Origin of the sequence: Microbacterium sp. (assembly GCF_031179285.1) — a bacterium.
Taxonomy (GTDB): domain Bacteria; phylum Actinomycetota; class Actinomycetes; order Actinomycetales; family Microbacteriaceae; genus Microbacterium.
Map to the genome: position 1 here is coordinate 152,972 of NZ_JAPSHY010000001.1, position 23,182 is coordinate 176,153.

General features: G+C 67.9%; 21 protein-coding genes and 1 tRNA gene. 20 read left to right on the forward strand and 2 right to left on the reverse strand.

What is annotated here, in order from left to right; translation table 11 throughout:
- Nucleotides 1–41: 41 nt before the first annotated feature.
- From RIN18_RS00795 to ilvC, 7 genes are all read left to right on the forward strand, one after another.
- Nucleotides 42–1,340, forward strand: coding sequence for an MFS transporter (locus tag RIN18_RS00795; protein WP_309102028.1), 1,299 nt, complete (start codon nucleotides 42–44; stop codon nucleotides 1,338–1,340).
- Between the two features lie 37 nt (nucleotides 1,341–1,377).
- Nucleotides 1,378–2,808: a trehalose-6-phosphate synthase gene (locus RIN18_RS00800; RefSeq protein WP_309102029.1), complete on the forward strand. Its 1,431-nt coding sequence runs from the start codon at nucleotides 1,378–1,380 to the stop codon at nucleotides 2,806–2,808.
- 67 nt (nucleotides 2,809–2,875) lie between these two features.
- The gene (gene otsB, locus RIN18_RS00805; RefSeq protein ID WP_309102030.1) at nucleotides 2,876–3,673 is read left to right on the forward strand and encodes a trehalose-phosphatase; all 798 of its coding nucleotides are present in this window, start codon (nucleotides 2,876–2,878) and stop codon (nucleotides 3,671–3,673) included.
- A gap of 9 nt (nucleotides 3,674–3,682) precedes the next feature.
- Nucleotides 3,683–5,401 carry a dihydroxy-acid dehydratase gene (gene ilvD / locus RIN18_RS00810; protein WP_309102031.1) on the forward strand — a complete coding sequence of 573 codons (1,719 nt, stop codon included), beginning with the start codon at nucleotides 3,683–3,685 and terminating at the stop codon, nucleotides 5,399–5,401.
- Between the two features lie 52 nt (nucleotides 5,402–5,453).
- Nucleotides 5,454–7,256, forward strand: coding sequence for an acetolactate synthase large subunit (locus RIN18_RS00815; RefSeq protein ID WP_309102032.1), 1,803 nt, complete (start codon nucleotides 5,454–5,456; stop codon nucleotides 7,254–7,256).
- A gap of 3 nt (nucleotides 7,257–7,259) precedes the next feature.
- Nucleotides 7,260–7,769: an acetolactate synthase small subunit gene (gene ilvN / locus RIN18_RS00820; protein WP_309102033.1), complete on the forward strand. Its 510-nt coding sequence runs from the start codon at nucleotides 7,260–7,262 to the stop codon at nucleotides 7,767–7,769.
- A gap of 52 nt (nucleotides 7,770–7,821) precedes the next feature.
- A complete protein-coding gene (ilvC, locus tag RIN18_RS00825) occupies nucleotides 7,822–8,850 on the forward strand; it encodes a ketol-acid reductoisomerase (protein ID WP_309102034.1) in 1,029 nt (342 codons plus the stop codon).
- Between the two features lie 263 nt (nucleotides 8,851–9,113).
- Here ilvC and RIN18_RS00830 read toward each other — a convergent pair whose 3' ends face one another.
- The gene (locus RIN18_RS00830) at nucleotides 9,114–9,575 is read right to left on the reverse strand and encodes a GNAT family N-acetyltransferase (RefSeq protein WP_309102035.1); all 462 of its coding nucleotides are present in this window, start codon (nucleotides 9,573–9,575) and stop codon (nucleotides 9,114–9,116) included.
- Between the two features lie 107 nt (nucleotides 9,576–9,682).
- On the opposite strand from RIN18_RS00830, the gene RIN18_RS00835 reads away from it, so the two are divergent.
- The 3 genes from RIN18_RS00835 to serA all read left to right on the forward strand — a co-directional run bounded on the left by RIN18_RS00835 (nucleotide 9,683) and on the right by serA (nucleotide 12,222).
- Nucleotides 9,683–10,138, forward strand: coding sequence for a hypothetical protein (locus tag RIN18_RS00835; protein ID WP_309102036.1), 456 nt, complete (start codon nucleotides 9,683–9,685; stop codon nucleotides 10,136–10,138).
- On the forward strand, nucleotides 10,135–10,497 hold the full coding sequence (locus RIN18_RS00840; RefSeq protein WP_309102037.1) for a hypothetical protein: 363 nt from the start codon (nucleotides 10,135–10,137) through the stop codon (nucleotides 10,495–10,497). Before RIN18_RS00835 ends, RIN18_RS00840 begins: the two co-directional genes overlap by 4 nt.
- Before the next feature lie 120 nt (nucleotides 10,498–10,617).
- Nucleotides 10,618–12,222, forward strand: coding sequence for a phosphoglycerate dehydrogenase (serA, locus tag RIN18_RS00845; protein WP_309102038.1), 1,605 nt, complete (start codon nucleotides 10,618–10,620; stop codon nucleotides 12,220–12,222).
- Between the two features lie 13 nt (nucleotides 12,223–12,235).
- Here the strand turns inward: serA and RIN18_RS00850 are convergent, their stop codons facing one another.
- A complete protein-coding gene (locus RIN18_RS00850) occupies nucleotides 12,236–12,778 on the reverse strand; it encodes a TetR/AcrR family transcriptional regulator (protein ID WP_309102039.1) in 543 nt (180 codons plus the stop codon).
- A gap of 86 nt (nucleotides 12,779–12,864) precedes the next feature.
- On the opposite strand from RIN18_RS00850, the gene RIN18_RS00855 reads away from it, so the two are divergent.
- The 10 genes from RIN18_RS00855 to RIN18_RS00900 all read left to right on the forward strand — a co-directional run bounded on the left by RIN18_RS00855 (nucleotide 12,865) and on the right by RIN18_RS00900 (nucleotide 23,182).
- Nucleotides 12,865–14,400 (forward strand): MFS transporter, encoded by a 1,536-nt coding sequence (locus RIN18_RS00855; protein WP_309102040.1) that lies wholly within the window; start codon nucleotides 12,865–12,867, stop codon nucleotides 14,398–14,400.
- A gap of 63 nt (nucleotides 14,401–14,463) precedes the next feature.
- Nucleotides 14,464–15,510 carry a 3-isopropylmalate dehydrogenase gene (locus RIN18_RS00860; RefSeq protein WP_309102041.1) on the forward strand — a complete coding sequence of 349 codons (1,047 nt, stop codon included), beginning with the start codon at nucleotides 14,464–14,466 and terminating at the stop codon, nucleotides 15,508–15,510.
- Between the two features lie 78 nt (nucleotides 15,511–15,588).
- Nucleotides 15,589–16,689 (forward strand): branched-chain amino acid aminotransferase, encoded by a 1,101-nt coding sequence (locus RIN18_RS00865; protein ID WP_309102042.1) that lies wholly within the window; start codon nucleotides 15,589–15,591, stop codon nucleotides 16,687–16,689.
- Between the two features lie 41 nt (nucleotides 16,690–16,730).
- Nucleotides 16,731–17,507 (forward strand): fumarylacetoacetate hydrolase family protein, encoded by a 777-nt coding sequence (locus tag RIN18_RS00870; RefSeq protein ID WP_309102043.1) that lies wholly within the window; start codon nucleotides 16,731–16,733, stop codon nucleotides 17,505–17,507.
- Nucleotides 17,504–18,763, forward strand: a complete 1,260-nt coding sequence (locus RIN18_RS00875; RefSeq protein WP_309102044.1) for an MFS transporter — start codon at nucleotides 17,504–17,506, stop codon at nucleotides 18,761–18,763. The genes RIN18_RS00870 and RIN18_RS00875 overlap by 4 nt, the downstream gene beginning before the upstream one ends.
- Nucleotides 18,764–18,774: 11 nt before the next feature.
- Nucleotides 18,775–19,539, forward strand: coding sequence for a class I SAM-dependent methyltransferase (locus RIN18_RS00880; protein ID WP_309102045.1), 765 nt, complete (start codon nucleotides 18,775–18,777; stop codon nucleotides 19,537–19,539).
- Between the two features lie 51 nt (nucleotides 19,540–19,590).
- A complete protein-coding gene (gene gltX / locus RIN18_RS00885) occupies nucleotides 19,591–21,096 on the forward strand; it encodes a glutamate--tRNA ligase (protein ID WP_309102046.1) in 1,506 nt (501 codons plus the stop codon).
- Between the two features lie 101 nt (nucleotides 21,097–21,197).
- Nucleotides 21,198–21,269, forward strand: a tRNA-Gln gene (locus RIN18_RS00890).
- Between the two features lie 212 nt (nucleotides 21,270–21,481).
- Nucleotides 21,482–21,844, forward strand: coding sequence for a hypothetical protein (locus RIN18_RS00895; protein ID WP_309102047.1), 363 nt, complete (start codon nucleotides 21,482–21,484; stop codon nucleotides 21,842–21,844).
- 60 nt (nucleotides 21,845–21,904) lie between these two features.
- Entirely contained in the window at nucleotides 21,905–23,182 is a 1,278-nt protein-coding gene (locus RIN18_RS00900) for an MFS transporter (protein ID WP_309102048.1), read from the forward strand.

The following is a 23,182-nucleotide window of genomic DNA, read 5'->3' on the forward strand; positions in this document are numbered from 1 at the left end:
CGGCGGCACCCGACCACCGCGTCGCTCGACGCGCGAGAGCCATGACACACGCGCCTTCAGAGATCCAGGCCACCGCCGTACCTCATCAGAGTCTCATCCGGACGGCGGGCCTTCCGTACTTCCTCATCGCCTTCATCGCCCGGCTTCCGTTCGCCATGATGGTCGTCGGTGTTCTCACCGTCGTCGTCGCGACCCGCGGGTCGCTGTCCCTCGGCGGGCTCACCTCGGCGGCCGTGGGCGTCGGAACGGCGTGCTTCGGGCCGTTTCTCGGCGCCGCGGCCGACAGGTTCGGGCAGCGCGTCGTGCTCCTTCTGCTCGCGGTGGCCAACGGCGCGATGCTGCTGGTGTTCACCGTCATCGTCCACACTCCGGCTGTTGACGCGTACGTGCTCCTCGCCGCCGTCGGCATCGGCGCGACCGCGCCCCAGGTCGCGCCCCTGTCACGGTCGCGCCTGGTCACGATGATCGCCGATCGGATGCCGGAGGCGGGCCGCGCGCGGACACTCTCCGGCACGATGGCGTACGAATCGGCGGCCGATGAGACGGTCTTCGTGTTCGGCCCGTTCCTGGTCGGCATCCTCGCATCAGCAATCGCGCCGTGGGCGCCACTGGTGGGCGCAGCCCTGCTCACCGTCGTGTTCGTCGGCGCGTTCGCCCTGCACCCCAGCGGCCGCGAGGTGTCGCTGGATCGTGATTCCGCCGGGCGTGCACCCTCGGCGGTCGCCGAACTGTTCCGCGCGCGGCTGCTGGTCGTGGTGTTCGGCATCCTCGGCGTCGGCATCTTCTTCGGAGCGATGCTCACCTCGCTGACCTCATTCATGGCTGACCGCGGTGTCGCGGAGCAGGCAGGTCTTCTCTACGGCGTGATGGGCGTCGGATCGGCACTGCTCGCGCTCGGCGTCGCGTGGCTTCCGGTGTCGTTCTCGCTGCGGGCGCGATGGCTGGTGTTCTCGGCCATCCTCCTGGGCGGCTCGCTGCTGCTCGGGGTCGTCGATTCGCCGGCCATGATGATGGTCGCCCTGGCGATCATGGGGATCGGTATCGGCCCGACGCTGGTGACGCAGTACAGCCTCGGTGCGTCGCGAAGCCCCCTCGGCCGGTCGGCCACCGTGATGACGATGCTCGGGTCCGGAGTCGTGGTGGGTCAGTCGATCGGCGCCGCCGTGACGGGCGAGATCGCGGAGCGGATCGGCACCGCGCCCGCGCTCATGCTGCCGCTGATCGCGGCGGCGATCGCGTTCGCCGCCGGACTCGCCAACTGGTTCCTGAGCGCGTCCGACTCGGCCTCGCCGGCGTCCCGCGCCGACGTGGATGCAAACGCAGGCCGGCAACCTCGATAGCCTGGTCACATCGAACCCGCTGGCGTGAGGAGTCATCATGGCCGCCGCAGATTTCGTCGTCGTCGCCAACCGGCTTCCCGTCGATCGCGTTGCAGGACCCGACGGCGAGGAGGTCTGGCGCACGTCGCCCGGCGGATTGGTCGCCGCGCTCGAGCCTGTGATGCAGAGCGTCAACGGTGCCTGGGTGGGCTGGCCGGGACAGTCCGACCTCGAGCTGAAGCCGTTCACCTCGGGGGGCATCCGCCTCATCCCGATCGCTCTCAGTGAGCAGGAGGTGTCCGAGTACTACGAGGGCTTCTCCAACGACACGATCTGGCCGCTGTACCACGACGTCATCGCGTCGCCGCAGTACCACCGGGAATGGTGGGACGCCTATGTCGCCGTGAATCGCCGCTTCGCCGACGCCGCAGCGGCCGCCGTCGCCCCCGACGGCACCGTCTGGGTGCACGACTACCAGCTGCAACTCGTACCGCAGATGGTGCGCGCGCTGCGACCGGACGTGACCATCGGCTACTTCCACCACATCCCGTTCCCGGCGCATGGGCTGTACTCGCAGTTGCCGTGGCGCGGGCAGGTGCTGCGCGGTCTGCTCGGCGCCGACGTCATCGGCTTCCAGCGGGCCACGGATGCCACCAACTTCCTCAACGCCGTCCGCAGGCGCCTGAAGTACGAGATCAAGGCCTCGAGCGTCACGGTCCCGTCCGGCAACGGCGAGGTCGATGAGCGAGGAGAGTCTCACCGCGCACTGGTCAAGGCGTTCCCGATCTCGATCGACACCGCTCCGTACCTCGAGCTCGCAGCGCGCCCGGACATCCAGGCGCGTGCCGCCGAGATCAGGGAGAGCCTGGGCAACCCGAAACACATCCTGCTCGGTGTCGACCGCCTCGACTACACCAAGGGAATCGGGCACCGCGTGAAGGCCTATGGCGAACTGCTCGCCTCGGGCGAGCTCGTCGTGGAGGACGTCACCCTCATCCAGGTCGCGAGCCCCAGTCGTGAGCGGGTCGACGCCTACGCGAACCTGCGTGACGAGATCGAACTCGCCGTCGGCCGGATCAACGGCGACCACGACACGATGGGCCACACCGCCATCCGATACCTGCATCAGGGTTATCCGCGTGAGGAGATGGCGGCGCTGTATCTCGCCGCCGACGTGATGCTGGTGACCGCGCTGCGCGACGGCATGAACCTCGTTGCCAAGGAGTACGTCGCCACGAGGATCGACAACCGCGGAGTCCTCGTGCTCAGCGAGTTCGCCGGCGCAGCCGATGAACTCGGAAGCGCCATCCTGGTGAACCCTCACGACATCGAGGGGCTCAAGGAGGCGATCATGCGGGCGGTCGAGATGCCCCCGAGGGAGCAGTCGAGGCGTATGCGAGCCCTTCGCCGGCGGGTTCTCGACAACGACGTGACGGCGTGGTCGAATTCCTTCCTGTCGGCTCTCGCCGCGGCACGCAATGCTCGCTGAAGGTGCTCCCCGTGCTACGAGCACCGTGGGCGCTGCCGATCGAGACCCGACACTGAATGGAGAAGCTGTGACCCGCACCTGGACCCCCGGAACCTCCGACCCCCGACTGTCTGCACTGGCGGCGACGCCACGCCTCGTCGTCGCACTCGACTTCGACGGCACGGCCTCGCCGCTGGTTCCCGACCCGATGGCCGCGCGTGCGCTTCCGGAGGTCGCCGCCCAGATCGACCGGCTCGCCGCGCTGCCGGACACCCTGGTTGCCTATGTCTCGGGCCGCAGCCTGCACGATCTGCGCACGATCACCGAGCACACCGACGATTCCATCATCGCTCTCGCCGGCTCCCACGGCGCGCAGTACTGGTACCCGGGCGTCAGCGACGCGGACGAGGCCGACGATGCGGCGACGGATGCCGAGCGCCAGGCGTTGTGGGACGCCGCCCGGCCGATCATCGATCGCTACGAGGGCGCGGAGTTCGAACCGAAGACGTACGGCTTCGGAGTGCACACCCGCCGCGCCGACGCGGAGACCGAGAAGCAGGTGTTCGCAGAGATCGATGCGCTGGTGGCGGAGCGGTTCCCGCACTGGCGTCGTCGGGCAGGAAACCGGGTCCTCGAGTTCTCATCGCGGAACGAGGGCAAGGATGCCGCGATGGCAGCTCTCCGCGAGCACTTCGATGCGACCGCCATCCTGTTCGCGGGGGATGACGTCACTGATGAGGACGCGATGCGCGTGCTCGGTCCAGATGATCTCGGTGTGCGCGTCGGACCGGGAGAGAGCGCCGCAGCGCTCCGTGTGGAGAACCCACAACAGATCGCCCGGCTTCTGGAGGCGCTCGCGGACGAGAGGGCTGCTCGGCGGGAATAGACTGCCTGCATGTCCTCGCATGATCCCTCTGCCAGCGCGCCCATCGACATCAAGCCCCGCAGCCGCGTCGTCACCGACGGCATCGAGGCAACGACCTCCCGCGGCATGCTCCGCGCCGTCGGCATGGGCGACGCGGACTGGGAGAAGCCGCAGATCGGCATCGCCTCGAGCTGGAACGAGATCACCCCGTGCAACCTGAGCCTGGACCGGCTCGCGCAGGGCGCGAAGGAGGGCGTGCACTCCGGCGGGGGATATCCTCTGCAGTTCGGCACCATCTCCGTCTCGGACGGCATCTCGATGGGTCACGAGGGCATGCACTTCTCTCTCGTATCTCGCGAGGTCATCGCGGACTCCGTCGAGACGGTCATGATGGCGGAGCGGCTGGACGGCTCGGTCCTGCTCGCGGGATGTGACAAGTCGATCCCCGGAATGCTCATGGCCAGCGCCCGCCTCGACCTCTCCAGCGTGTTCCTGTACGCGGGTTCGATCGCCCCCGGTTGGGTGAAGCTCTCGGACGGCACCGAGAAGGACGTCACCATCATCGATTCGTTCGAGGCCGTCGGCGCCTGCCGTGCCGGCCTGATGAGCGAAGAGGACCTCAAGCGCATCGAATGCGCGATCGCACCCGGTGAGGGCGCGTGCGGTGGCATGTACACCGCCAACACGATGGCGTCGGTCGCTGAGGCCCTCGGGCTGAGTCTCCCCGGCTCGGCCGCGCCTCCCGCCGCCGATCGCCGCCGCGACTACTTCGCGCACCGCTCCGGCGAGGCCGTGGTCAACCTGCTCCGTCTCGGGATCACCACGCGCGACATCCTCACCAAAGAGGCGTTCGAGAACGCGATCGCGTTGGCGATGGCGCTCGGCGGATCGACGAACGTCGTGCTCCACCTCCTGGCGATCGCACGCGAGGCCGACGTGGAGCTGAGCCTCCACGACTTCAACCGCATCGGCGACAAGGTGCCGCACGTCGCGGACATGAAGCCCTTCGGCAAGTACGTCATGAACGACGTGGACCGCCACGGCGGCATCCCGGTGATCATGAAGGCGATGCTCGATGAGGGACTCCTGCACGGCGACGCCCTCACCGTGACGGGCAAGACCCTCGCCGAGAACCTCGCCGAGCTCGACCCGCAGCCGATCGACGGCACGGTCATCCACACCTTCGACAACCCGATCCATGCCACCGGCGGCCTGACGATCCTGCACGGCTCGCTCGCGCCGGAAGGGGCGGTCGTGAAGACCGCTGGGTTCGACGCGGCCGTCTTCGAGGGTCCGGCGCGCGTCTTCGAGCGCGAGCGGGCGGCGATGGATGCCGTCGCCGACGGGGAGATCGAGCCAGGAACCGTGATCGTCATCCGCTATGAGGGTCCCAAGGGTGGACCGGGCATGCGCGAGATGCTGGCGATCACCGCCGCCATCAAGGGCGCGGGGCTCGGAAAAGATGTACTACTCTTGACTGACGGACGATTCTCAGGCGGCACAACCGGCCTGTGCATCGGCCACATAGCACCCGAAGCGGTGGACGCAGGTCCCATCGCCTTCGTGCGCGATGGTGATCTGATACGGGTCGATATCGCAGCTCGCTCTCTCGACCTACTCGTCGACGAGGCAGAGCTCGCCTCCCGCCGCTTCGGCTGGGAGCCGCTTCCCCCGCGCTACACCCGAGGCGTTCTTGCCAAGTATTCGCGCCTCGTGCGGTCCGCCGCCGAGGGAGCGACCACCGGCTGACCCGGATGCACCGGCATCCAGGCGTCCTCCAAAGATCATCAGAAGGAATGTCATGACTGCTGATTCCGTCTCGGCCGTGCCGAGGCCGCCCGCCCGTCAATCCGCCGCTCCCGAACTGTCGGGTGCTGAGGCCGTCGTCCGCACGCTCGAACTGCTCGGTGTCACCGACGTCTTCGGCCTGCCCGGCGGCGCGATCCTTCCGCTCTACGACACCCTGATGGGCGACTCGCAGCTCCGGCACATCCTGGTCCGCCACGAGCAGGGGGCGGGGCACGCGGCAGAGGGCTACGCATCGGCATCCGGACGGGTCGGCGTGTGCATCGCGACCTCCGGCCCGGGGGCGACCAACCTCGTCACCGCGATCGCCGACGCCTACATGGATTCGGTGCCGCTGGTCGCCATCACCGGGCAGGTGTTCTCGACCCTGATGGGCACGGATGCCTTCCAGGAGGCCGACATCGTCGGGATCACGATGCCGGTGACCAAGCACTCGTTCCTCGTGAAGGACCCCTCCGAGGTGCCCGCCGCGATCGCTGCGGCGTACGAGATCGCGTCGACCGGACGCCCCGGTCCCGTGCTGGTCGACATCACCAAGGACGCACAGCAGGCCACCGCCCCCTTCGTGTGGCCGCCCAAGATCGATCTTCCCGGCTACCGGCCGGTGACCAAGGCGCACGGCAAGCAGATCCAGGCTGCCGCGACCATGCTGGCGGAGTCGAAGAAGCCGGTGCTCTACGTGGGCGGTGGCGTCATCCGCGGGCGTGCATCCGCTCAGCTGCTGGAGCTCGCGGAATCGACAGGCGCGCCCGTCGTGACCACGCTGATGGCACGCGGCGCCTTCCCCGATTCGCACCAGCAGCATCTCGGCATGCCGGGGATGCACGGCACCGTGCCCGCCGTCCTCGCCCTGCAGGAAGCAGACCTCATCGTCTCTCTCGGAGCACGGTTCGACGACCGGGTGACCGGCAAGGCGGCGCTGTTCGCCCCGAACGCCAAGGTCGTGCACGTCGACATCGATCCGGCCGAGATCTCGAAGATCCGCACCGCCGACGTCCCCATCGTGGGGGATGTGCGTGACGTCCTCATCGATCTCGATGCGGCGTTCCGTGGTGCCGCTGCCAGCACCAAGCCCGACATCGAGGAGTGGTGGTCGTACCTCGACGGCCTGCGCAACGAGTTCCCGCTGGGGTATGCCCCCACCACCGACGGTTTGCTCGCGCCGCAGTACGTCATCCAGCGCATCGGCGAGCTCTCCGGGCCGGAGGCCGTCTATGCCTCCGGCGTCGGCCAGCACCAGATGTGGGCCGCGCAGTTCATCAAGTACGAGCGCCCCAACGCCTGGCTGAACTCCGGGGGAGCGGGCACGATGGGGTACTCGGTGCCGGCGGCGATGGGCGCGAAGGTCGCCGAGCCCGACCGCGTTGTCTGGGCGATCGACGGAGACGGCTGTTTCCAGATGACCAATCAGGAACTCGCCACCTGCACCATCAACAACATCCCGATCAAGGTCGCGATCATCAACAACTCCTCGCTCGGCATGGTGCGCCAGTGGCAGACGCTGTTCTACGACGGACGCCACTCCAACACCGACCTCAACACCGGGCACGGTACCGTTCGCATTCCGGACTTCGTCAAGCTCGCCGAGGCGTACGGATGCCTCGCGATCCGGGTGGAGAAGGAGGAAGAGGTGGATGCCGCCATCCAGCTGGCCCTCGAGACGAACGACCGCCCGGTCGTGATCGACTTCGTCGTGAGCGCCGACTCCATGGTTTGGCCGATGGTGCCGCAGGGCGTCAGCAACAGCTACGTCCAGTACGCCCGAGAGCACGCCCCCGAATTCGATGAGGAGGTCTGAGACATGTCGACCCACGTGCTGAGTCTGCTGGTGGAGAACAAGCCCGGTCTCCTCACCCGCGTCGCGGGACTCTTCGCCCGCCGCGGCTTCAACATCGAGTCTCTCGCCGTCGGCGTGACCGAGGTGCCGGGGATCTCGCGCATCACGGTCGTGGTCGACGTCGAGGAACTGCCGCTCGAGCAGGTGACCAAGCAGCTGAACAAGCTGATCAACGTCATCAAGATCGTCGAGCTCGACCCGGCGTCCTCCGTGCAGCGCGACCACATGCTCGTCAAGGTGCGCACCGACAATGCCACGCGCTCGAACGTCATCGAAGTCGTCAACCTCTTCCGCGCTTCCGTCGTCGACTATGCCCCCGACGCTCTCGTCGTCGAGGTGACCGGTGACAAGGGCAAGGTCGAGGCGATCCTCCGGGCCCTCGAGCCGTTCGGCATCAAGGAGATCGCGCAGTCGGGCCTGTTGGCCATCGGTCGCGGCGGCAAGAGCATCACCGAGCGCGTGCTGCGCGGCTGACCGCGTGCGCCCAGACCACACAGAAACCTCGAGAAGGAAAGAGAAACACACAGTGAGCACCGAGATCTTCTACGACGCAGACGCCGACCTGTCCCTGATCCAGGGCAAGAAGGTCGCGATCGTCGGCTATGGCTCGCAGGGCCACGCCCACGCGCAGAACCTGCGCGACTCGGGCGTCGAGGTCGCGATCGCCCTCAAGGAGGGCTCCTCGTCCGCGCCGAAGGCGGAAGAGGCCGGCTTCCCGGTCAAGACCGTCGCAGAGGCCACCGAGTGGGCTGACGTCATCATGATCCTCGCGCCGGACCAGCATCAGCGCACGATCTACAGCGAGTCGATCGCGCCGAACCTGACCGAGGGCAAGGCGCTCGCCTTCGCGCACGGATTCAACATCCGCTTCGGCTACATCGACGCCCCCGAGGGAGTCGATGTCATCCTCATCGCTCCCAAAGCACCCGGTCACACCGTGCGCCGGGAGTTCGTCGCCGGTCGCGGCATCCCGGACATCATCGCCGTGGAGCGCGACGCCTCGGGGAAGGCATGGGATCTCGCACTCTCGTACGCGAAGGCGATCGGCGGCACTCGCGCCGGCGTCATCAAGACGACGTTCACCGAGGAGACCGAGACAGATCTCTTCGGCGAGCAGGCCGTGCTCTGCGGCGGTATGAGCCACCTGGTGCAGGCCGGGTTCGAGACGCTGGTCGAGGCGGGCTACCAGCCGCAGATCGCCTACTTCGAGGTGCTCCACGAGCTCAAGCTCATCGTCGACCTCATGTGGGAGGGCGGTATCGCCAAGCAGCGCTGGTCGATCTCGGACACCGCAGAGTACGGCGATTACGTCTCCGGCCCGCGGGTCATCGACTCCCGCGTGAAGGAGAGCATGCAGGGAGTGCTCGCCGACATCCAGTCCGGAGCGTTCGCGAAGCGCTTCATCGACGATCAGGACAACGGTGCCGAGGAGTTCCTGGCGCTGCGCGCCAAGGAGGAGCAGCACCCGATCGAGGCCACCGGCAAGGAGCTGCGCTCCCTGTTCGCCTGGAAGCAGCAGGACGAGGACTACGTCGACGGCAGCGCTGCGCGCTGACGCTGACGTCGTCCCCGAAGGACTTCAAGAAAAGAGGGCGTCCCCGACGGGGACGCCCTCTTTCCGTGCGCTGAGCCTGCAGACCATCCCGCCGGGGACTCCTCAGGAGCGCGGGAGTCCTCGTCACTCGGCACCTCGTCCGAGGGCTCTTCGCCGTTCAGTTCGGCGACGTCGCCGGGCAGGGCGGCCTTGACGGCATCCACCTGCTCCTGGGTGTACCCGCAGCGAACAGTTCTGGGCCGAGCGTCGTGGACACGTCACGATCAGAGTTCGCGGATGTAGATCAGCATGCGATAGTCGGTCCCCGGCTCGATGTTGACGAAGCCATGGCGCTCGTAGAAGCGGCGCGCATCCGTGTCGATCTCGTCCACGTTGATGTGCATCTCGCCTCCGTCGCGCCGGCGGACCTCGGCGATCGCGCGCTCGAGCAGCGCGGTGCCGATGCCGTTCGCTCGCAGGCTGGGGCGCACATAGAGCTCGTCCAGCACGGCCAGCGGTCCGTCGCAGTACACCGTCGGTCGAAGCGTCACCACGGCGTACCCGTCGGGATCGGCCGTGTCGCCCGCGAGCAGAACGAACGCCGCGGGATCGGCGATCAGCCGGCGGAATCGAGGCAGCAGCACCTCATAGGTCGGAGTCGGCGTCTCGAATTCCACCGCGAAGTCGACCTGGAGACGTGCCGCGATCGGTGCGTCCTCGACAGTGGCCAGAGAGATCGCTTCCATCACGGTTCCTTCCGTCGCAGGCGTTGTCGCTCACCATGTTCCCCTGGGAGGGGCGGCGCTGGGAAGAGGGCGATCGCGATGCCCCCGCGCGGCCGTAGTGTGGTGTCATGACCTCCGATCCCGATGACGCGCTGACGTGGGAGGGCGACGATGCCGCGTCCGACCGCGCTGCCGCGTTGCCGAAGGGGTGGAACGCGGTGGGGAAGGGCAGCGGGAGTGAGGCTCGCGCCGGTACGGCCGAGAACGCCTCGCCCCGTGAGGCGGCGCCATTGAGCACGCCGATGCTGGTCGCGGTGGGCGTCATCGGCGGCGTCTATCTGCTCTACACGGTGGGATGGGTCGTCGGAGGGCTGCGGCTGAAGCCCCTGACCACGCTGATCGTCGCTGACGCGATGTTCGTGCCCTGGTTCCTGCTCGCCGTCGCCGCGCCCGCGCTCTGGTTCGTCACCTGCTGGCTCCTCACGCGGGGGAGAGCCTCCTGGATGCGCATGCTCGTGCTCCTGCTCGGCGCCGTGCTGCTGGTGCCTTGGCCGTTCGTCACCGTGGGGGTGATCGGAGCGTGAGCGGGCCGGCACGCGGCGACGCCGCAGCCGCGCCGAGTCGCGGCGCACCGCTTTGGCTGACGTGGATCGTCATCGGCGGCGCGGGACTGCTGTACGCCTACGCGGTGTGGAATGCGATCGCGCATCTGGTCTCGTTCCTCTCCAGCGGTTTGACCGTCGTCGGCTGGGTGGCACTGCTGTTCGGCGTCGTGTTCCCGATCATCGTCTTCGCGCTCGCGCTCGCTGTCGGGCGTCGGCGCGATGTCGGCGCGCTCGCCCTGCTGCTGCTGACGGGCCTCGGCGTGGTGGCGGTGTTCTGGCTGAGCCTGCTCGGATACAGCGTGCTCAACATGGACGACCTGGTCGACGTTTCGCTCTGACGCTGCGCGTCACACGGAACGGGGTGGGAAGCCCCTCCGGTACAGTGGAAGCGATCGCGCCCCCACGGTGTGCGGCGCATCGGCCCCTCCCGTCTGCCGTGCTGCCCCGAAGGATCCACTGTGCCGAAACCCGTTGTGCTCATCGCCGAAGAACTCTCTCCTGCCACGATCGAGGCTCTGGGTCCCGACTTCGACGTCCGCAACGTCGATGGCACCGATCGGGATGCTCTCTTCGCCGCGCTGACGGACGCGGATGCGGTGCTGGTCCGCTCGGCGACGAGGATCGACGAGGAGGCGCTGAGCCACGCGCCGAAGCTCAAGGTCGTCGCGCGCGCCGGTGTCGGGCTCGACAACGTCGACATCAAAGCAGCGACGACCGCCGGTGTCATGGTCGTGAACGCTCCGACGTCGAACATCGTCTCCGCTGCCGAACTCACCGTCGGGCACATCCTGAGCCTCGCCCGTCGCATCCCGGCCGCACACGCCTCGCTCGCCTCCGGTGCGTGGAAGCGCAGCTCGTTCACCGGGGCGGAGCTGTTCGAGAAGACCGTCGGCATCGTCGGGCTCGGTCGCATCGGTGCCCTGGTCGCTGCGCGCTTGGCGGCCTTCGACATGCGAGTGGTCGCCTACGACCCCTACGTGACCTCCGCCAGGGCGCAGCAGCTCGGCGTGCAGCTGCTGAGCCTCGACGAGCTCGTCGCCGAGTCGGACTTCCTCACCATCCACATGCCGAAGACGCCCGAGACGACGGGGATGATCGGCGCCGAGCAGTTCAAGGCCATGAAGCGGACCGCGTTCGTGGTGAATGTCGCGCGGGGTGGCTTGATCGATGAGACCGCGCTGCGCGACGCTCTCGTCGCCGGCGAGATCGCCGGCGCCGGCCTCGATGTCTTCACCTCTGAGCCGCCGGCGGAGGGTGGTTCCGCACGTGCGCTGCTCGATCTTCCGAATGTCGTGGTGACCCCGCACCTCGGTGCGAGCACCGAGGAGGCGCAGGAGAAGGCCGGCGTCTCGGTCGCGCGCTCCGTGCGGCTCGCTCTCGGCGGCGACCTCGTGCCGGATGCCGTGAACGTCGCCGGCGGTGTGATCGACCCCTACGTGCGCCCCGGCATCTCGCTGGTCGAGAAGCTCGGCCAGATCTTCGCCGCCCTTGCGACGTCGCCGCTCACGAGCCTCGACGTCGAGGTGCACGGCGAGCTGAACGACTACGACGTGAGCGTGCTGAAGCTCGCGGCGCTGAAGGGCGTGTTCACGAACATCGTGAGCGAGACCGTGTCATACGTCAACGCGCCGCTTCTGGCGGAGCAGCGCGGCGTCGCCGTTCGCCTGCTCCAGGATGACGTGAGCGACGAGTACCGCAACGTCATCACGCTGCGCGGCGCTCTCTCAGACGGGTCGCAGCTCTCCGTCTCAGGCACGCTCACCGGCCCCAAGCAGATCGAGAAGCTGGTCGGGATCAATGACCACGCGCTCGAGCTTCCGATCGAGAAGCACCACGTGGTGATGCTCTACACCGATCGCCCGGGAATCGTCGCCGTCTACGGACAGAAGTTCGGCGAGGCAGGCATCAACATCGCCGGCATGCAGATCGCTCGCGAGGCGGCCGGAGCGCAGGCGCTCAGCATCCTCACGTTGGACTCGCCGGTGTCGGAAGAGGTCCTCGAAGACGTGCAGAGCGCGATCGAGGCGGACCTGTTCCGTCAGATCGAGATCACCGAGGCGTGAGGCGCGGGGTCTCTCACGCGGTGGCCCTCAGCACCAGCTCGATCAGCTGACGCAGCTCTGCGCCGTTCGGCACGAGCCGCTGCGGACCGTGCACGTCGAGCGAATTGTTGAAGTACAGTCCGTCGCTGACGAGCATCACGAGGTCCAGGCTCGCCGTGTCGCGCACGTACGGGCGAATGGCTTCTGCCCAGCGTCCGCGGGTGCGGCGCAGTCCGTCCGCCGCCGGTATCGATCCGCCCTGGGCCAGCCGGGACGCGGCGATGAGGGCGCGGTCGAGGGCATCGTCCTCCATCACCGAGGTGCGGACGTAGTAGGCCACAGGACCCTCGGATGCCGCAGCCATCCGTTCCAGATCGACGGTGGTGAGTGCGTCGAGGCGCTCGAGGATCCCGTGGATGAGATCGTCCTTCGAGCCGAAGTGGTACAGCAACCCGCCCTTCGAGACCCCGGCGGCTTTCGCCGTCGCATCGAGCGTCGCGGCACGCTCGCCGTCGGCGATCAGGATCTTCTCGAAGGCATCGAGCACGCGCTCACGCGCCAGCGGGGGTCGGGGCATCGCATCCTCGTTCCGGTCGGATTCTGTTACTATACCAGCTGGACGGTTTAGTTACGTCCGATGATGTCCACAGAAGAGGTGTTCCGATGACCAGTACAGCGTCGATCCCCACGGCGGAGACGGACGCGCCCCGGGTCGGCGTGCGCGGCTGGCTCGCGCTCGTCGTCCTGATGCTTCCCGTACTGCTGGTCTCGGTCGACAACACGGTGCTGAGCTTCGCACTTCCGGAGATCTCGATCGCTCTCGCGCCGACCGGCGCCGAGCAGCTGTGGATCATCGATGCGTACCCGCTCGTGCTCGCCGGCCTCCTCGTGACGATGGGAACCCTGGGGGACCGGTTCGGTCGCCGTCGGATGCTGCTCATCGGCGCGACCGGCTTCGCCGCCGTCTCCGCGCTGGCGGCGTTCGCACCTACTGCCGGGCTGCTCATCGCAGCCAGGGCGCTGCTCGGCTTCTTCGGAGCGATGCTCATGCCTTCTACGCTCTCGCTGCTGCGATCGATCTTCCGCAACAGGGATCAGCGTCGCATGGCCATTGCGGTGTGGGCGTCGGCGTTCTCCGCCGGGTCGGCTCTCGGGCCGATCGTCGGGGGATTCCTGCTCGAGCATTTCAGTTGGGGTTCGGTGTTCCTCGTGGCGGTGCCGGTGCTCATCCCGTTGCTCATCGCAGCCCCGTTGCTCGTGCCGGAGAGCCGAGACCCGACCCCCGGCCGTATCGATCCGGTCAGCATCGCGCTGTCGATGGCGGCCATGATTCCCGTCGTCTACGCGATCAAGGCGTTGGCTGTCGACGGGCCGACGGCCGCCGCCGGCGGATGGATCCTGCTCGGTCTCGCGATGGGCACACTGTTCGTACGGCGCCAGCTCCGGGCGGAGGTCCCGATGCTCGAGATGTCGCTGTTCCGTCGCGGTTCGTTCTCGGGTGCGATCCTCGTGAATCTTCTGAGTGTCGTCGCCCTCGTCGGTTTCCTGTACTTCGTGTCGCAGCATCTGCAGCTGGTTCTCGGACTGTTGCCCATGACGGCGGGTTTCGCGCTCGTGCCCGGGATGGTGGCGATGATCATCGCGGGCCTCACGGTCGTGCCCATCTCGCGCCGGGTCCCCGCGCACGTGCTGGTGCCGGGCGCTCTGGTGTTCTCCGTGGCGGGCTACCTGATCGTCGCCGCCACCAACCACGAGCACGGTGTCGCGCCACTGATCATCGCTTTCGTCGTGCTCGGCGTCGGCATCGGAGCTGCCGAGACCATCTCGAACGAGCTGATCCTCTCCAGTGCGCCCGCCGAGAAGGCGGGGGCCGCGAGCGCCGTGTCCGAGACCGCATACGAGCTGGGGGCGGTGCTCGGCACGGCCGTCCTGGGCGGGATCATCACGGCGTTCTACCGCGGGGCCCTGGCGCTGCCGGATGGCTTGCCCGCCGACGCGGCCACCACGGCGAGCGAGACCCTGGCCGGTGCCTACACGGCAGCGGACGCGCTGCCGGCCGACCTCGGCGATGCGCTCTGGAACGCCGCGGCTGCCGCGTTCGGGTCGGGCGTGACCGTGACCTCCCTGATCGGGGCGGGGCTGGTGATCGCTGCGGGTGTCATCGCCGCCGTCACACTGCGCTCGGGGCGCGTTCACTGACCACTACGCTGGATGCACGCCCGCCGGTGCCGGATCGCGGGCGATCCCGCTGCAAGGAGTGTCATGTCGCGTGTCGTGAAGCTGGCCGTCATCCCGGGTGACGGCATCGGCCCCGAGGTCATCGCGGAAGCGGAGAAGGTGCTCGACGCCGTCACCGCAGCAAGCGACGTCTCCTTCGACAAGACCCGCTTCTCGCTCGGCGCCGCGCGCTTCCTCGAGACCGGCGACACACTCACCGACGCCGACCTCGAGGCGATATCCGCACACGACGCGATCCTGCTGGGCGCCGTCGGCGGCACCCCCGGCGACCCGCGGTTGAAGGATGCCAACATCGAGCGCGGACTGCTGCTGAGATTGCGCTTCACGCTCGACCACTACGTGAACCTTCGTCCCTCGAAACTCTTCGCCGGAGCCCCGGGGCCGCTGTCGAACCCCGGGGAGATCGACTTCGTGGTGGTCAGGGAGGGCACCGAAGGCCCGTATGTCGGCAACGGAGGAGCGATCCGCAAGGGCACTCCGCACGAGGTCGCCAACGAGACGTCGGTGAACACCGCGTTCGGCGTGGAACGCGTGGTGCGCTACGCCTTCGACCTCGCCGAGCGGCGAAGGAGACGGCTCACGCTCGTCCACAAGACCAACGTTCTCGTCAACGCCGGTGCCATCTGGCAGCGCATCGTCGACGAGGTGTCCCGTGAGCACCCCGAAGTCGAGGTCGACTACCTGCATGTGGACGCGGCGACCATCTTCCTCGTGACCGATCCCTCTCGATTCGACGTGATCGTCACCGACAACCTGTTCGGTGACATCCTCACCGATCTCGCCGGTGCGGTCACGGGAGGCATCGGCCTGGCGGCATCCGGCAACATCAACCCCGACGGCGCGTTCCCGTCGATGTTCGAACCGGTCCACGGATCCGCTCCCGACATCGCAGGCATGCAGAAGGCCGACCCCACCGCGGCGATCCTCTCGGTCGCACTGCTGCTCGATCACCTGGGACTCTCCGCCGAAGCCGTCCGGGTCACCGCGGCCGTGGAGGCCGACATCGCGGAGCGGAACGGTGTATCGCGCACCACGGGCGAGGTCGGCGCGGCGATCACCGCACGGCTCTGAGCCGCTGAAGCCGCGCGATGACAGGCGTAGGCTGGAACAGCGCGACGGAGCGCAGAACCACGAGGAACGGATGACGACATGACGACCATCGATGCGACTGCGGTCGTTGCCCCGCTCGACTTCGCTGTGACGAAGAATTTGCAGGCGGCGACTCCGGCACGCCTGGCCGAGGTGCTGGAGGATCCCGGCTTCGGCGTGACCTTCACCGATCACATGGTCGACATCTGCTGGTCGGTCAAGGGCGGTTGGCACCGGCCGCGCGTGCAGCCGTACGGACCCATCGCGCTCGACCCGGCGGCGTCCGTCCTGCACTACGCGCAGGAGATCTTCGAGGGCATCAAGGCGTACCGCCACGCCGACGGCTCCATTCACACGTTCCGCCCTGACCGCAACGCCGCGCGGCTGCAGGCGAGCGCACGGCGCCTGGCACTGCCCGAGCTGCCGGAGGAGTACTTCATCCAGTCTCTGCGCGAGCTCATCGCCGTCGACGGTCGCTGGGTGCCCTCCGGTGCCGATCAGAGCCTGTACCTGCGGCCCTTCATGTTCGCCAAGGAGGCGTTCCTGGGCGTCCGTGCCGCTCAGAAGGTGGCCTACTACGTCATCGCGAGCCCTGCGGGCGCGTACTTCGCCGGGGGTGTCAAACCCGTGCGGATCTGGCTCTCCGACGACTACGCCCGCGCCGGGCGGGGCGGTACCGGCAAAGCGAAGACCGGTGGCAACTACGCATCGAGTCTTCTTCCGCAGGCCGAGGCGAGTGCCAAGGGCTGCGACCAGGTCGTGTTCCTCGACGAGCACCGCAACGTCGAGGAGCTCGGCGGCATGAACATCGTCTTCGTCTTCAAAGACGGCCGGGTCGTCACCCCTCAGTCCGACAGCATCCTCGAGGGGATCACCCGTGACTCGCTGCTCCAGCTCGCCGAGGATCGGGGATACACCGTCGAGCGCCGGGCGATCTCGATCGACGAATGGCGTGACGGTGTGGCATCGGGCGACATCGTCGAGGTGTTCGCGTGCGGTACCGCCGCCGTGGTGACCCCGATCGGTGCTCTGGTCGGTGATGCTTTCGACGAAGCCCAGCCGCTCGGCGAGCTGGCCCTGTCGCTGCGCGAAGAGCTCACCGACATCCAGTACGGGCGTCGCGAAGACCGCCACGGCTGGCTGCTGCGCCTGGACGCATGATCCGGCGGCCCGCGGGTCACACCGATAGATAGGCTGGTCGGGTGAAGATCGCCCGATTCAGCCACAACGACGCCATCACCTACGGAATCGTCGACGAGCAGGACCTCGTCGTCCTCGCCGGGGACCCGCTGTTCGCCGGCTACGAGCCCACCGGAGCCCGGGTGCCGCTCGCGGACGCCGCGCTGCTCGCGCCGGTGATACCTCGGTCGAAGGTCGTCTGCGTCGGCAAGAACTATCACGATCATGCGGCCGAGATGGGCGGGGTGGCTCCGGAGGAACCGCTCCTGTTCCTCAAGCCCAACACCTCCGTGATCGGTCCTGGTGACACGATCGTGCGCCCCACCCTGTCGGCGCAGACGGAGTACGAGGGCGAACTCGCCGTCGTGATCGGCCGGATTGCGAAGAACGTCAAGGCCGAGGATGCGCTGGACTATGTGCTGGGCTACACGATCGCCAACGACGTCACCGCGCGCGACCTGCAGCGCAAGGACGGGCAGTGGTCGAGAGCGAAGGGGTTCGACACGTTCTGTCCCCTCGGGCCGGTGATCGAGACCGACTTCGACCCGGCATCCGCGACCATCGAGACCCGGGTGAACGGCGAGGTGCGCCAGCAGGCGCCGCTCACCGACATGATCCACTCCGTCCCGGCGATCATCGAGTACGCCTCGGCGGTGTTCACGCTGCTTCCCGGGGACGTCATCCTCACCGGCACACCGGCGGGCGTCGGCACGTTCGTCGCCGGTGACACGGTCGAGGTCGAGATCTCAGGTCTGGGGATCCTGCGCAACAGCGTGCGCGACGCACTTCCGGTGTCATGACGGTGGTGGCGCTCACAGCGCAGCAACAGGCGGTGGTGCAGCGGCGCACCGTCCTCGTGCTGTCGCTGGGGCAGGTGCTGGGCGGCATCGCCTTCGGCGCCACCGTCTCGCTCGGAGCTCTCCTCGCCGCCGACATCTCGGGCAACGATGCGCTGTCGGGGCTCGCGACGGCCTCGGTCACTCTCGGCGCCGCACTCTGCGCGATCCCGCTCGCGCGTCTCGCGGCTCGGGTCGGGCGCCGCCGCGCTCTCTCGCTCGGCAACCTCTTCGCCCTGATCGGCATCGCCGTCGTCATCGTCGCCGCGGGCCTGCGCACCTTCCCGCTGCTGCTGGTCGGCATCTTGTTGATCGGGGCGGGAAACGCCGGCAACCTGCAGTCGCGCTTCGCAGCGACAGATCTCGCGGCTCCCGCGCATCGAGGAAGGGATCTGTCGATCGTCGTGTGGGCGACGACCATCGGCGGTGTCGCCGGCCCGTTGCTGCTGGGTCCCGGCGAAGTGGTGGGACAGGCGATCGGGATGCCGCCGCAGACGGGCTCCTACGTCTTCTCCTTCGTCGCCCAGTGCGCCGCTCTCGTCCTCTACCTCGTCGCCCTGCGTCCGGATCCCCTCCTTGCGGCGCAGCGGATCGCGAAGGCCTCGGCGGCGACCGTCGGAGGGGCGGTCGCCGATCGTCCTCTCGTGGCGCGCTACGCCATCTTCGCGATCGCCGGCTCCCATGTCGTGATGGCGTCCGTCATGGCGATGACCCCGGTGCACCTGTCGCACATGGCGCACGGCGCACATGGGATGGACCCGACACCGGCCGACATCTCGGCGCTCGTCGGGGTCACCATCGCGCTGCACGTCGCGGGCATGTACGCGCTGTCGCCGATCTTCGGCATCCTCGCAGACCGCTGGGGGAGGCTCCAGGTCGTCCTTCTCGGGCAGGCGCTGTTGGGCGGCTCGCTCGCGTTCGCCATCTTCACCAATGATCAGGCGTGGGGCGTCATGATCGCGCTGGTCCTGCTCGGTCTCGGCTGGAGCGCGGCGACCGTCGCCGGTGCGGCGCTGCTGACGGAGGCCTCGGCGCCGGAGTTGCGCACGCGTCGGCAGGGGCGAAGCGACTCGTTGATGAGCCTGTCAGCGGCCGCCGGCGCGGTCCTCGCCGGTGTGGTGCTGTCGAGCTTCCAGTACTCCGGACTCGGCGTCGCTGCAGCCGTTCTCGTCGTCGTGATCGTCGCGCTTTCGCCGCTGGGCCGCACCGGCAGCCGCTGAGAGCGACCCAGTTGAAGGCGTGGAGCGGGGTCGGCGAGGCGTACGAGTCGTCGTACGCGTCGCTCTGCGAGGGCACGGCCGATGCGCTCGTGGGCGCCATCGGGCGCGGCCAGGGGCGTTCACTCCTGGACGTCGGAGCGGGGACCGGCCGTCTCGCCGCCCGGTTCGCAGCCGCCGGCTGGTCGGTGACGGCGGGCGAGCCGGAGGCGACGATGCGTCTGGTCGCCGAGCGGTTGTATCCCGGCCTCGAAGTCGTGGACATGGAATTGCCCGAACTGCCTGTCGCGGATCGTGCCTACGACTGCGTGGTCGCGAACTTCGTCCTCAACCACGTCGCCGACCCGCGAGCCGCGGCGACGGAGCTCTTGAGGGTGTCGGCGCAGGTGTCGGCGGCGACGATCTGGTCGTCATCGCCGTCGTGGTTCTGGGTCGATGTCTGCCAGCGCGCGGGTCTTCCATCCGTTGCGGGGGAGCGTCTCGCGCCGCACCTGGATTTCGATCGCACGCGGGACGGATTCGCGCAGATGCTGACCGAGGCGGGCTGGCCGAGCGTGACCACGATCCCGCTGGAGTGGACGTGGCGCGCCGACCCCGCGGCGCTCTGGACCTCCGCTGAAGGTGGCGTCGCGGCTGCCGGGCTGTTCTATCGGCAACAGGGACCGGTTGACAGGGAGCGCTTCCGACGCGCTTTCGACGATCTCTGTGCTGCGACCGCGGTCGACGCTCTCGTGGCCCTGCCGCACACCGCCGTCCTCGCCGTCAGTCGCCGGAGATGATCAGCGGTCGCGCACGGGCGAGCGCTGCCCGCGCCGTAGGATTGGAGGGCTATGGCTACTCCTCACCCCCAGACCACGACCGCCAGCGGCGCCGACGTCCGCGTCCGGTTCTGCCCTTCGCCGACCGGGCTTCCACACGTCGGCATGGTGCGCACCGCCCTGTACAACTGGGCCTACGCCCGGCACACCGGTGGCAAGCTCGTGTTCCGCATCGAGGACACCGACGCCGCGCGCGACAGCGAGGAGAGCTTTCGCCAGCTGGTCGATGCGCTGACCTGGCTCAAGATCGACTGGGATGAGGGCGTCGAGGTCGGCGGTCCGCACGCGCCGTACCGACAGTCGCAGCGCCACGACATCTACCGCGACGTGATCGACAAGCTCATCGCCTCGGGTGCGCTGTACGAGAGCTATTCGACGGCCGAGGAGATCGATGCCCGCAACGAAGCGAACGGGCGCGCCAAGCAGCTCGGCTACGACAACTTCGACCGCGCTCTGACCGACGAGCAGAGGTCAGCATTCCGTGAGGAAGGTCGCCAGCCCGCGCTGCGGCTTCGCGTCCCCGACGAGGACCTGACTTATGTCGACCTCATCCGCGGCGAGGTGACCTTCCCCGCCGGGTCCTTCCCCGACTTCGTCGTCGTGCGCCCGAACGGCATTCCGCTCTACACGTTCGTCAATCCGGTCGACGATGCCCTCATGGGCATCACCCACGTACTGCGCGGCGAGGATCTCATGCCGTCGACCGCGCGCCAGCTGGCGCTCTACGCCGCCCTCATCGACGCGGGCGTCACGACCTTCGTGCCGCGTTTCGCGCACATGCCGTTGGTGCTGGGGGAGACGGGGAACAAGAAGCTGTCCAAGCGCGACCCGCAGGCCGACCTGTTCCTGCACCGCGATCGCGGTTTCATCCACGAAGGGCTGCTGAACTATCTCGCTCTGCTGGGCTGGTCGATCGGTCCCGACCGGGATGTCTTCTCGCTCGAGGAGTTCACCGCCGCGTTCGACATCGTGAACGTGAATCCGAACCCGGCGCGTTTCGACCAGAAGAAGGCCGAGTCCATCAACGGCGACCACATCCGGATGCTGGATGTGAAGGACTTCGCCGAGCGAACCATCCCTTACCTCGCGGCGGCCGGGCTCTTCGAGGAGCCGACCCACGAGCAGCTCGTGCTCGCCTTCCGTGCGGCACCTCTCGTGCAGGAGCGCGTTCAGTTGCTCGGGGATGTGCCGGACATGATCGGCTTCCTCTTCACCGATGAGCTGATGTACGAAGCAGATGCCCTCAAGGGTCTGCCCGCGAACGCCGCCGAGGTGCTTGATGCGAGCGTGGCCGCGCTCGAACCCATCACCGATTTCAGTCCGTCGGCGATCCAGGACGCCCTGTCGTCTGCGCTCGTCGACGAGTTGCAACTGAAGCCCCGTGTTGCGTACGGACCTCCGCGCGTCGCGATCAGCGGTCGGCGGGTGTCACCACCGCTGTTCGAGTCCATGGAACTGCTCGGCAAAGAGAAGAGTCTGCGCCGCCTGCGGGCGCTCGCGGAGACGCTCCGACGCTGAGCCATTCGACGCGCCCGGGCGCGGTTCGGCTGCGCTCATTTTGGTGTTCGGGACACCGCTCGGGTAGGCTTGACTCTTGGCGCGAGACCCGGTTTCGCCCTTGGGGTATGGTGTAATTGGCAACACGGCTGATTCTGGTTCAGTTGTTCTTGGTTCGAGTCCAGGTACCCCAGCAAGATCGAAACCCCCGCCTGAGCGGGGGTTTTCTTGGTTTCATCCGTGCTCGTCCGGTGCCCGCGGCGGCGCCGGCATGGTCGTGCTCGTCGCTCAGCTAGCAGCGCGGAGCTCCTTTCGCGAGCCCCTCGGCAGCGGCGCGTCGGTGTACCACCATCGGTGTGCACGAGAGCCTTCCGCCCGGGAGCCGTCGAACCGAGAGGAGCAGGACATGACGATCGAACTGAACGAAGAGGCGCTCACCCACGCGCGCGGGCTGCTCCGCCGCGGCGAGTTCGTCGACGACTCACGCGACGACTGGAGCGAACACGCTCCCAGCACGGACGAGGAGAACGCGTTCATCGATGAGCACGGCATGAAGGAGTTCGCACTCTGGCATCTGGGGGAGGACACCGATGCGGCCGAGGGGACCAAGGGCCGCTACCGCTTCCCCTACGGTGACTTCACGAAGCTCCATCGGTGCGCCGTCATCTCAGGGGAGAGTCGAGCGGGGCAGTACGACCACGTCGACATCGAGAAAACGCTGAAGGAGCTCCTGACTGCGATGGACAAGAAGTCCGGCCGCAGCGACTGAGCGGTCCGATCCCTCGCGCGTCGCGTGGTCGGTGTCGGACCCATCGGCGAAGATGATCCGATGACCGGCATGAGGACGTTCTGGAGTGCGCTGCCCACAGAGGGGCGCTGGTTGCTGTCGACGGTCGCCATCCAGACACTGGGCCGGGGGATGACGCTGCCGTTCACGATCATCTACCTTCATGAGGTCCGCGGATTCGACCTCGGCCTCTCTGGCGGGCTGATGAGCCTGATCGCGATCACCGGTCTGGTGGTGACCGGACCAGGAGGGACCCTCATCGACCGGTTCGGGGCCCGCGTGGTGCTGATCGCCGGACTCCTCGCCATGATCGCCGGGTGCACGCTCCTGGCCTTCGCAACCCACCCGGCGACAGCCGCAGCGGCAGTGATGCTCATCGGAATCAACTTCGGCGTGTCGTGGCCCGGATTCAACGCGCTCATCGCCGCCGTGGTCGACGGCGAGGTTCGCCAGCAGTACTTCGGCGTCAACTTCGCCCTCGTGAACCTCGGCATCGGCGTCGGCGGGATCATCGGCGGCTTCTTCGTCGACGTGAGCGATCCCGCCACGTTCACGACGATCTTCCTCGTCGACGCGGCCAGCAGCCTGATCCCTCTCGCCCTGCTGCTCGGACCGCTGCGCCGCGTGCGTTCGCAGGCCGACGCTGAGGAGGGGGTGTCCGACGCGGGTGGCTACCTGCAGATCCTCCGACGCCCGGCCGTCCTGTGGCTCACGGTGCTCACCTTCATCGCCGTGTTCATCGGATACGGCCAGATGGAGGCCGGCTTCCCGGCATACGCACGCGAAGTCGCCGACGTCTCGACGCGGATCGTCGGACTCGCGTTCGCCGTCAACACCGCGGTCATCGTGCTCCTGCAGTTCGCGGTCCTGCGACTGATCACCGGCAAGCGGCGCACGCGGGTGATGGTGGTCATGGCGGTCGTCTGGGCAGGCTCGTGGTTGCTGCTCGGAGCGACCGGACTCCTTCCCGACTCGTTGGCCGCGGCGATCGGGGTGCTTGCCTTCATGGGTGTGTTCGCCTTCGGTGAGACCATGCTTCAACCCACCGTCCCGGCGATCTACAACGACCTGGCGTCCGATCGGACTCGCGGGCGCTACAACGCGATCAATTCCGCCGCGTTCCAGGGCGGCGCGGTAACCGGTCCGCTCGTCGCGGGGCTGCTGCTCGGCGCGGACCTGGACGGCTGGTTCATCGCGGTGATGGTCGCCGGGGCCGGGATCGTCGGCCTGCTCGCCGTCGTCCTCGAACGGGTGGTGCCGGCAGTGGCGAACGGCGCGCCGGGCCACGCGGCCCCTGCTCCCGCGCAGCCGGAGATCTGA

Excerpts from the sequence above, each read along its gene's own strand:
- RIN18_RS00795 (WP_309102028.1), top strand. The coding sequence starts at position 42 with ATGACACACGCGCCTTCAGAGATCCAGGCCACCGCCGTACCTCATCAG.
- RIN18_RS00800 (WP_309102029.1), top strand. The coding sequence starts at position 1,378 with ATGGCCGCCGCAGATTTCGTCGTCGTCGCCAACCGGCTTCCCGTCGAT.
- ilvD (WP_309102031.1), top strand. The coding sequence starts at position 3,683 with ATGTCCTCGCATGATCCCTCTGCCAGCGCGCCCATCGACATCAAGCCC.
- RIN18_RS00815 (WP_309102032.1), top strand. The coding sequence starts at position 5,454 with ATGACTGCTGATTCCGTCTCGGCCGTGCCGAGGCCGCCCGCCCGTCAA.
- ilvN (WP_309102033.1), top strand. The coding sequence starts at position 7,260 with ATGTCGACCCACGTGCTGAGTCTGCTGGTGGAGAACAAGCCCGGTCTC.
- RIN18_RS00830 (WP_309102035.1), bottom strand. The coding sequence starts at position 9,575 with ATGGAAGCGATCTCTCTGGCCACTGTCGAGGACGCACCGATCGCGGCA.
- RIN18_RS00835 (WP_309102036.1), top strand. The coding sequence starts at position 9,683 with ATGACCTCCGATCCCGATGACGCGCTGACGTGGGAGGGCGACGATGCC.
- RIN18_RS00850 (WP_309102039.1), bottom strand. The coding sequence starts at position 12,778 with ATGCCCCGACCCCCGCTGGCGCGTGAGCGCGTGCTCGATGCCTTCGAG.
- RIN18_RS00855 (WP_309102040.1), top strand. The coding sequence starts at position 12,865 with ATGACCAGTACAGCGTCGATCCCCACGGCGGAGACGGACGCGCCCCGG.
- RIN18_RS00860 (WP_309102041.1), top strand. The coding sequence starts at position 14,464 with ATGTCGCGTGTCGTGAAGCTGGCCGTCATCCCGGGTGACGGCATCGGC.
- RIN18_RS00865 (WP_309102042.1), top strand. The coding sequence starts at position 15,589 with ATGACGACCATCGATGCGACTGCGGTCGTTGCCCCGCTCGACTTCGCT.
- RIN18_RS00875 (WP_309102044.1), top strand. The coding sequence starts at position 17,504 with ATGACGGTGGTGGCGCTCACAGCGCAGCAACAGGCGGTGGTGCAGCGG.
- gltX (WP_309102046.1), top strand. The coding sequence starts at position 19,591 with ATGGCTACTCCTCACCCCCAGACCACGACCGCCAGCGGCGCCGACGTC.
- RIN18_RS00895 (WP_309102047.1), top strand. The coding sequence starts at position 21,482 with ATGACGATCGAACTGAACGAAGAGGCGCTCACCCACGCGCGCGGGCTG.
- RIN18_RS00900 (WP_309102048.1), top strand. The coding sequence starts at position 21,905 with ATGACCGGCATGAGGACGTTCTGGAGTGCGCTGCCCACAGAGGGGCGC.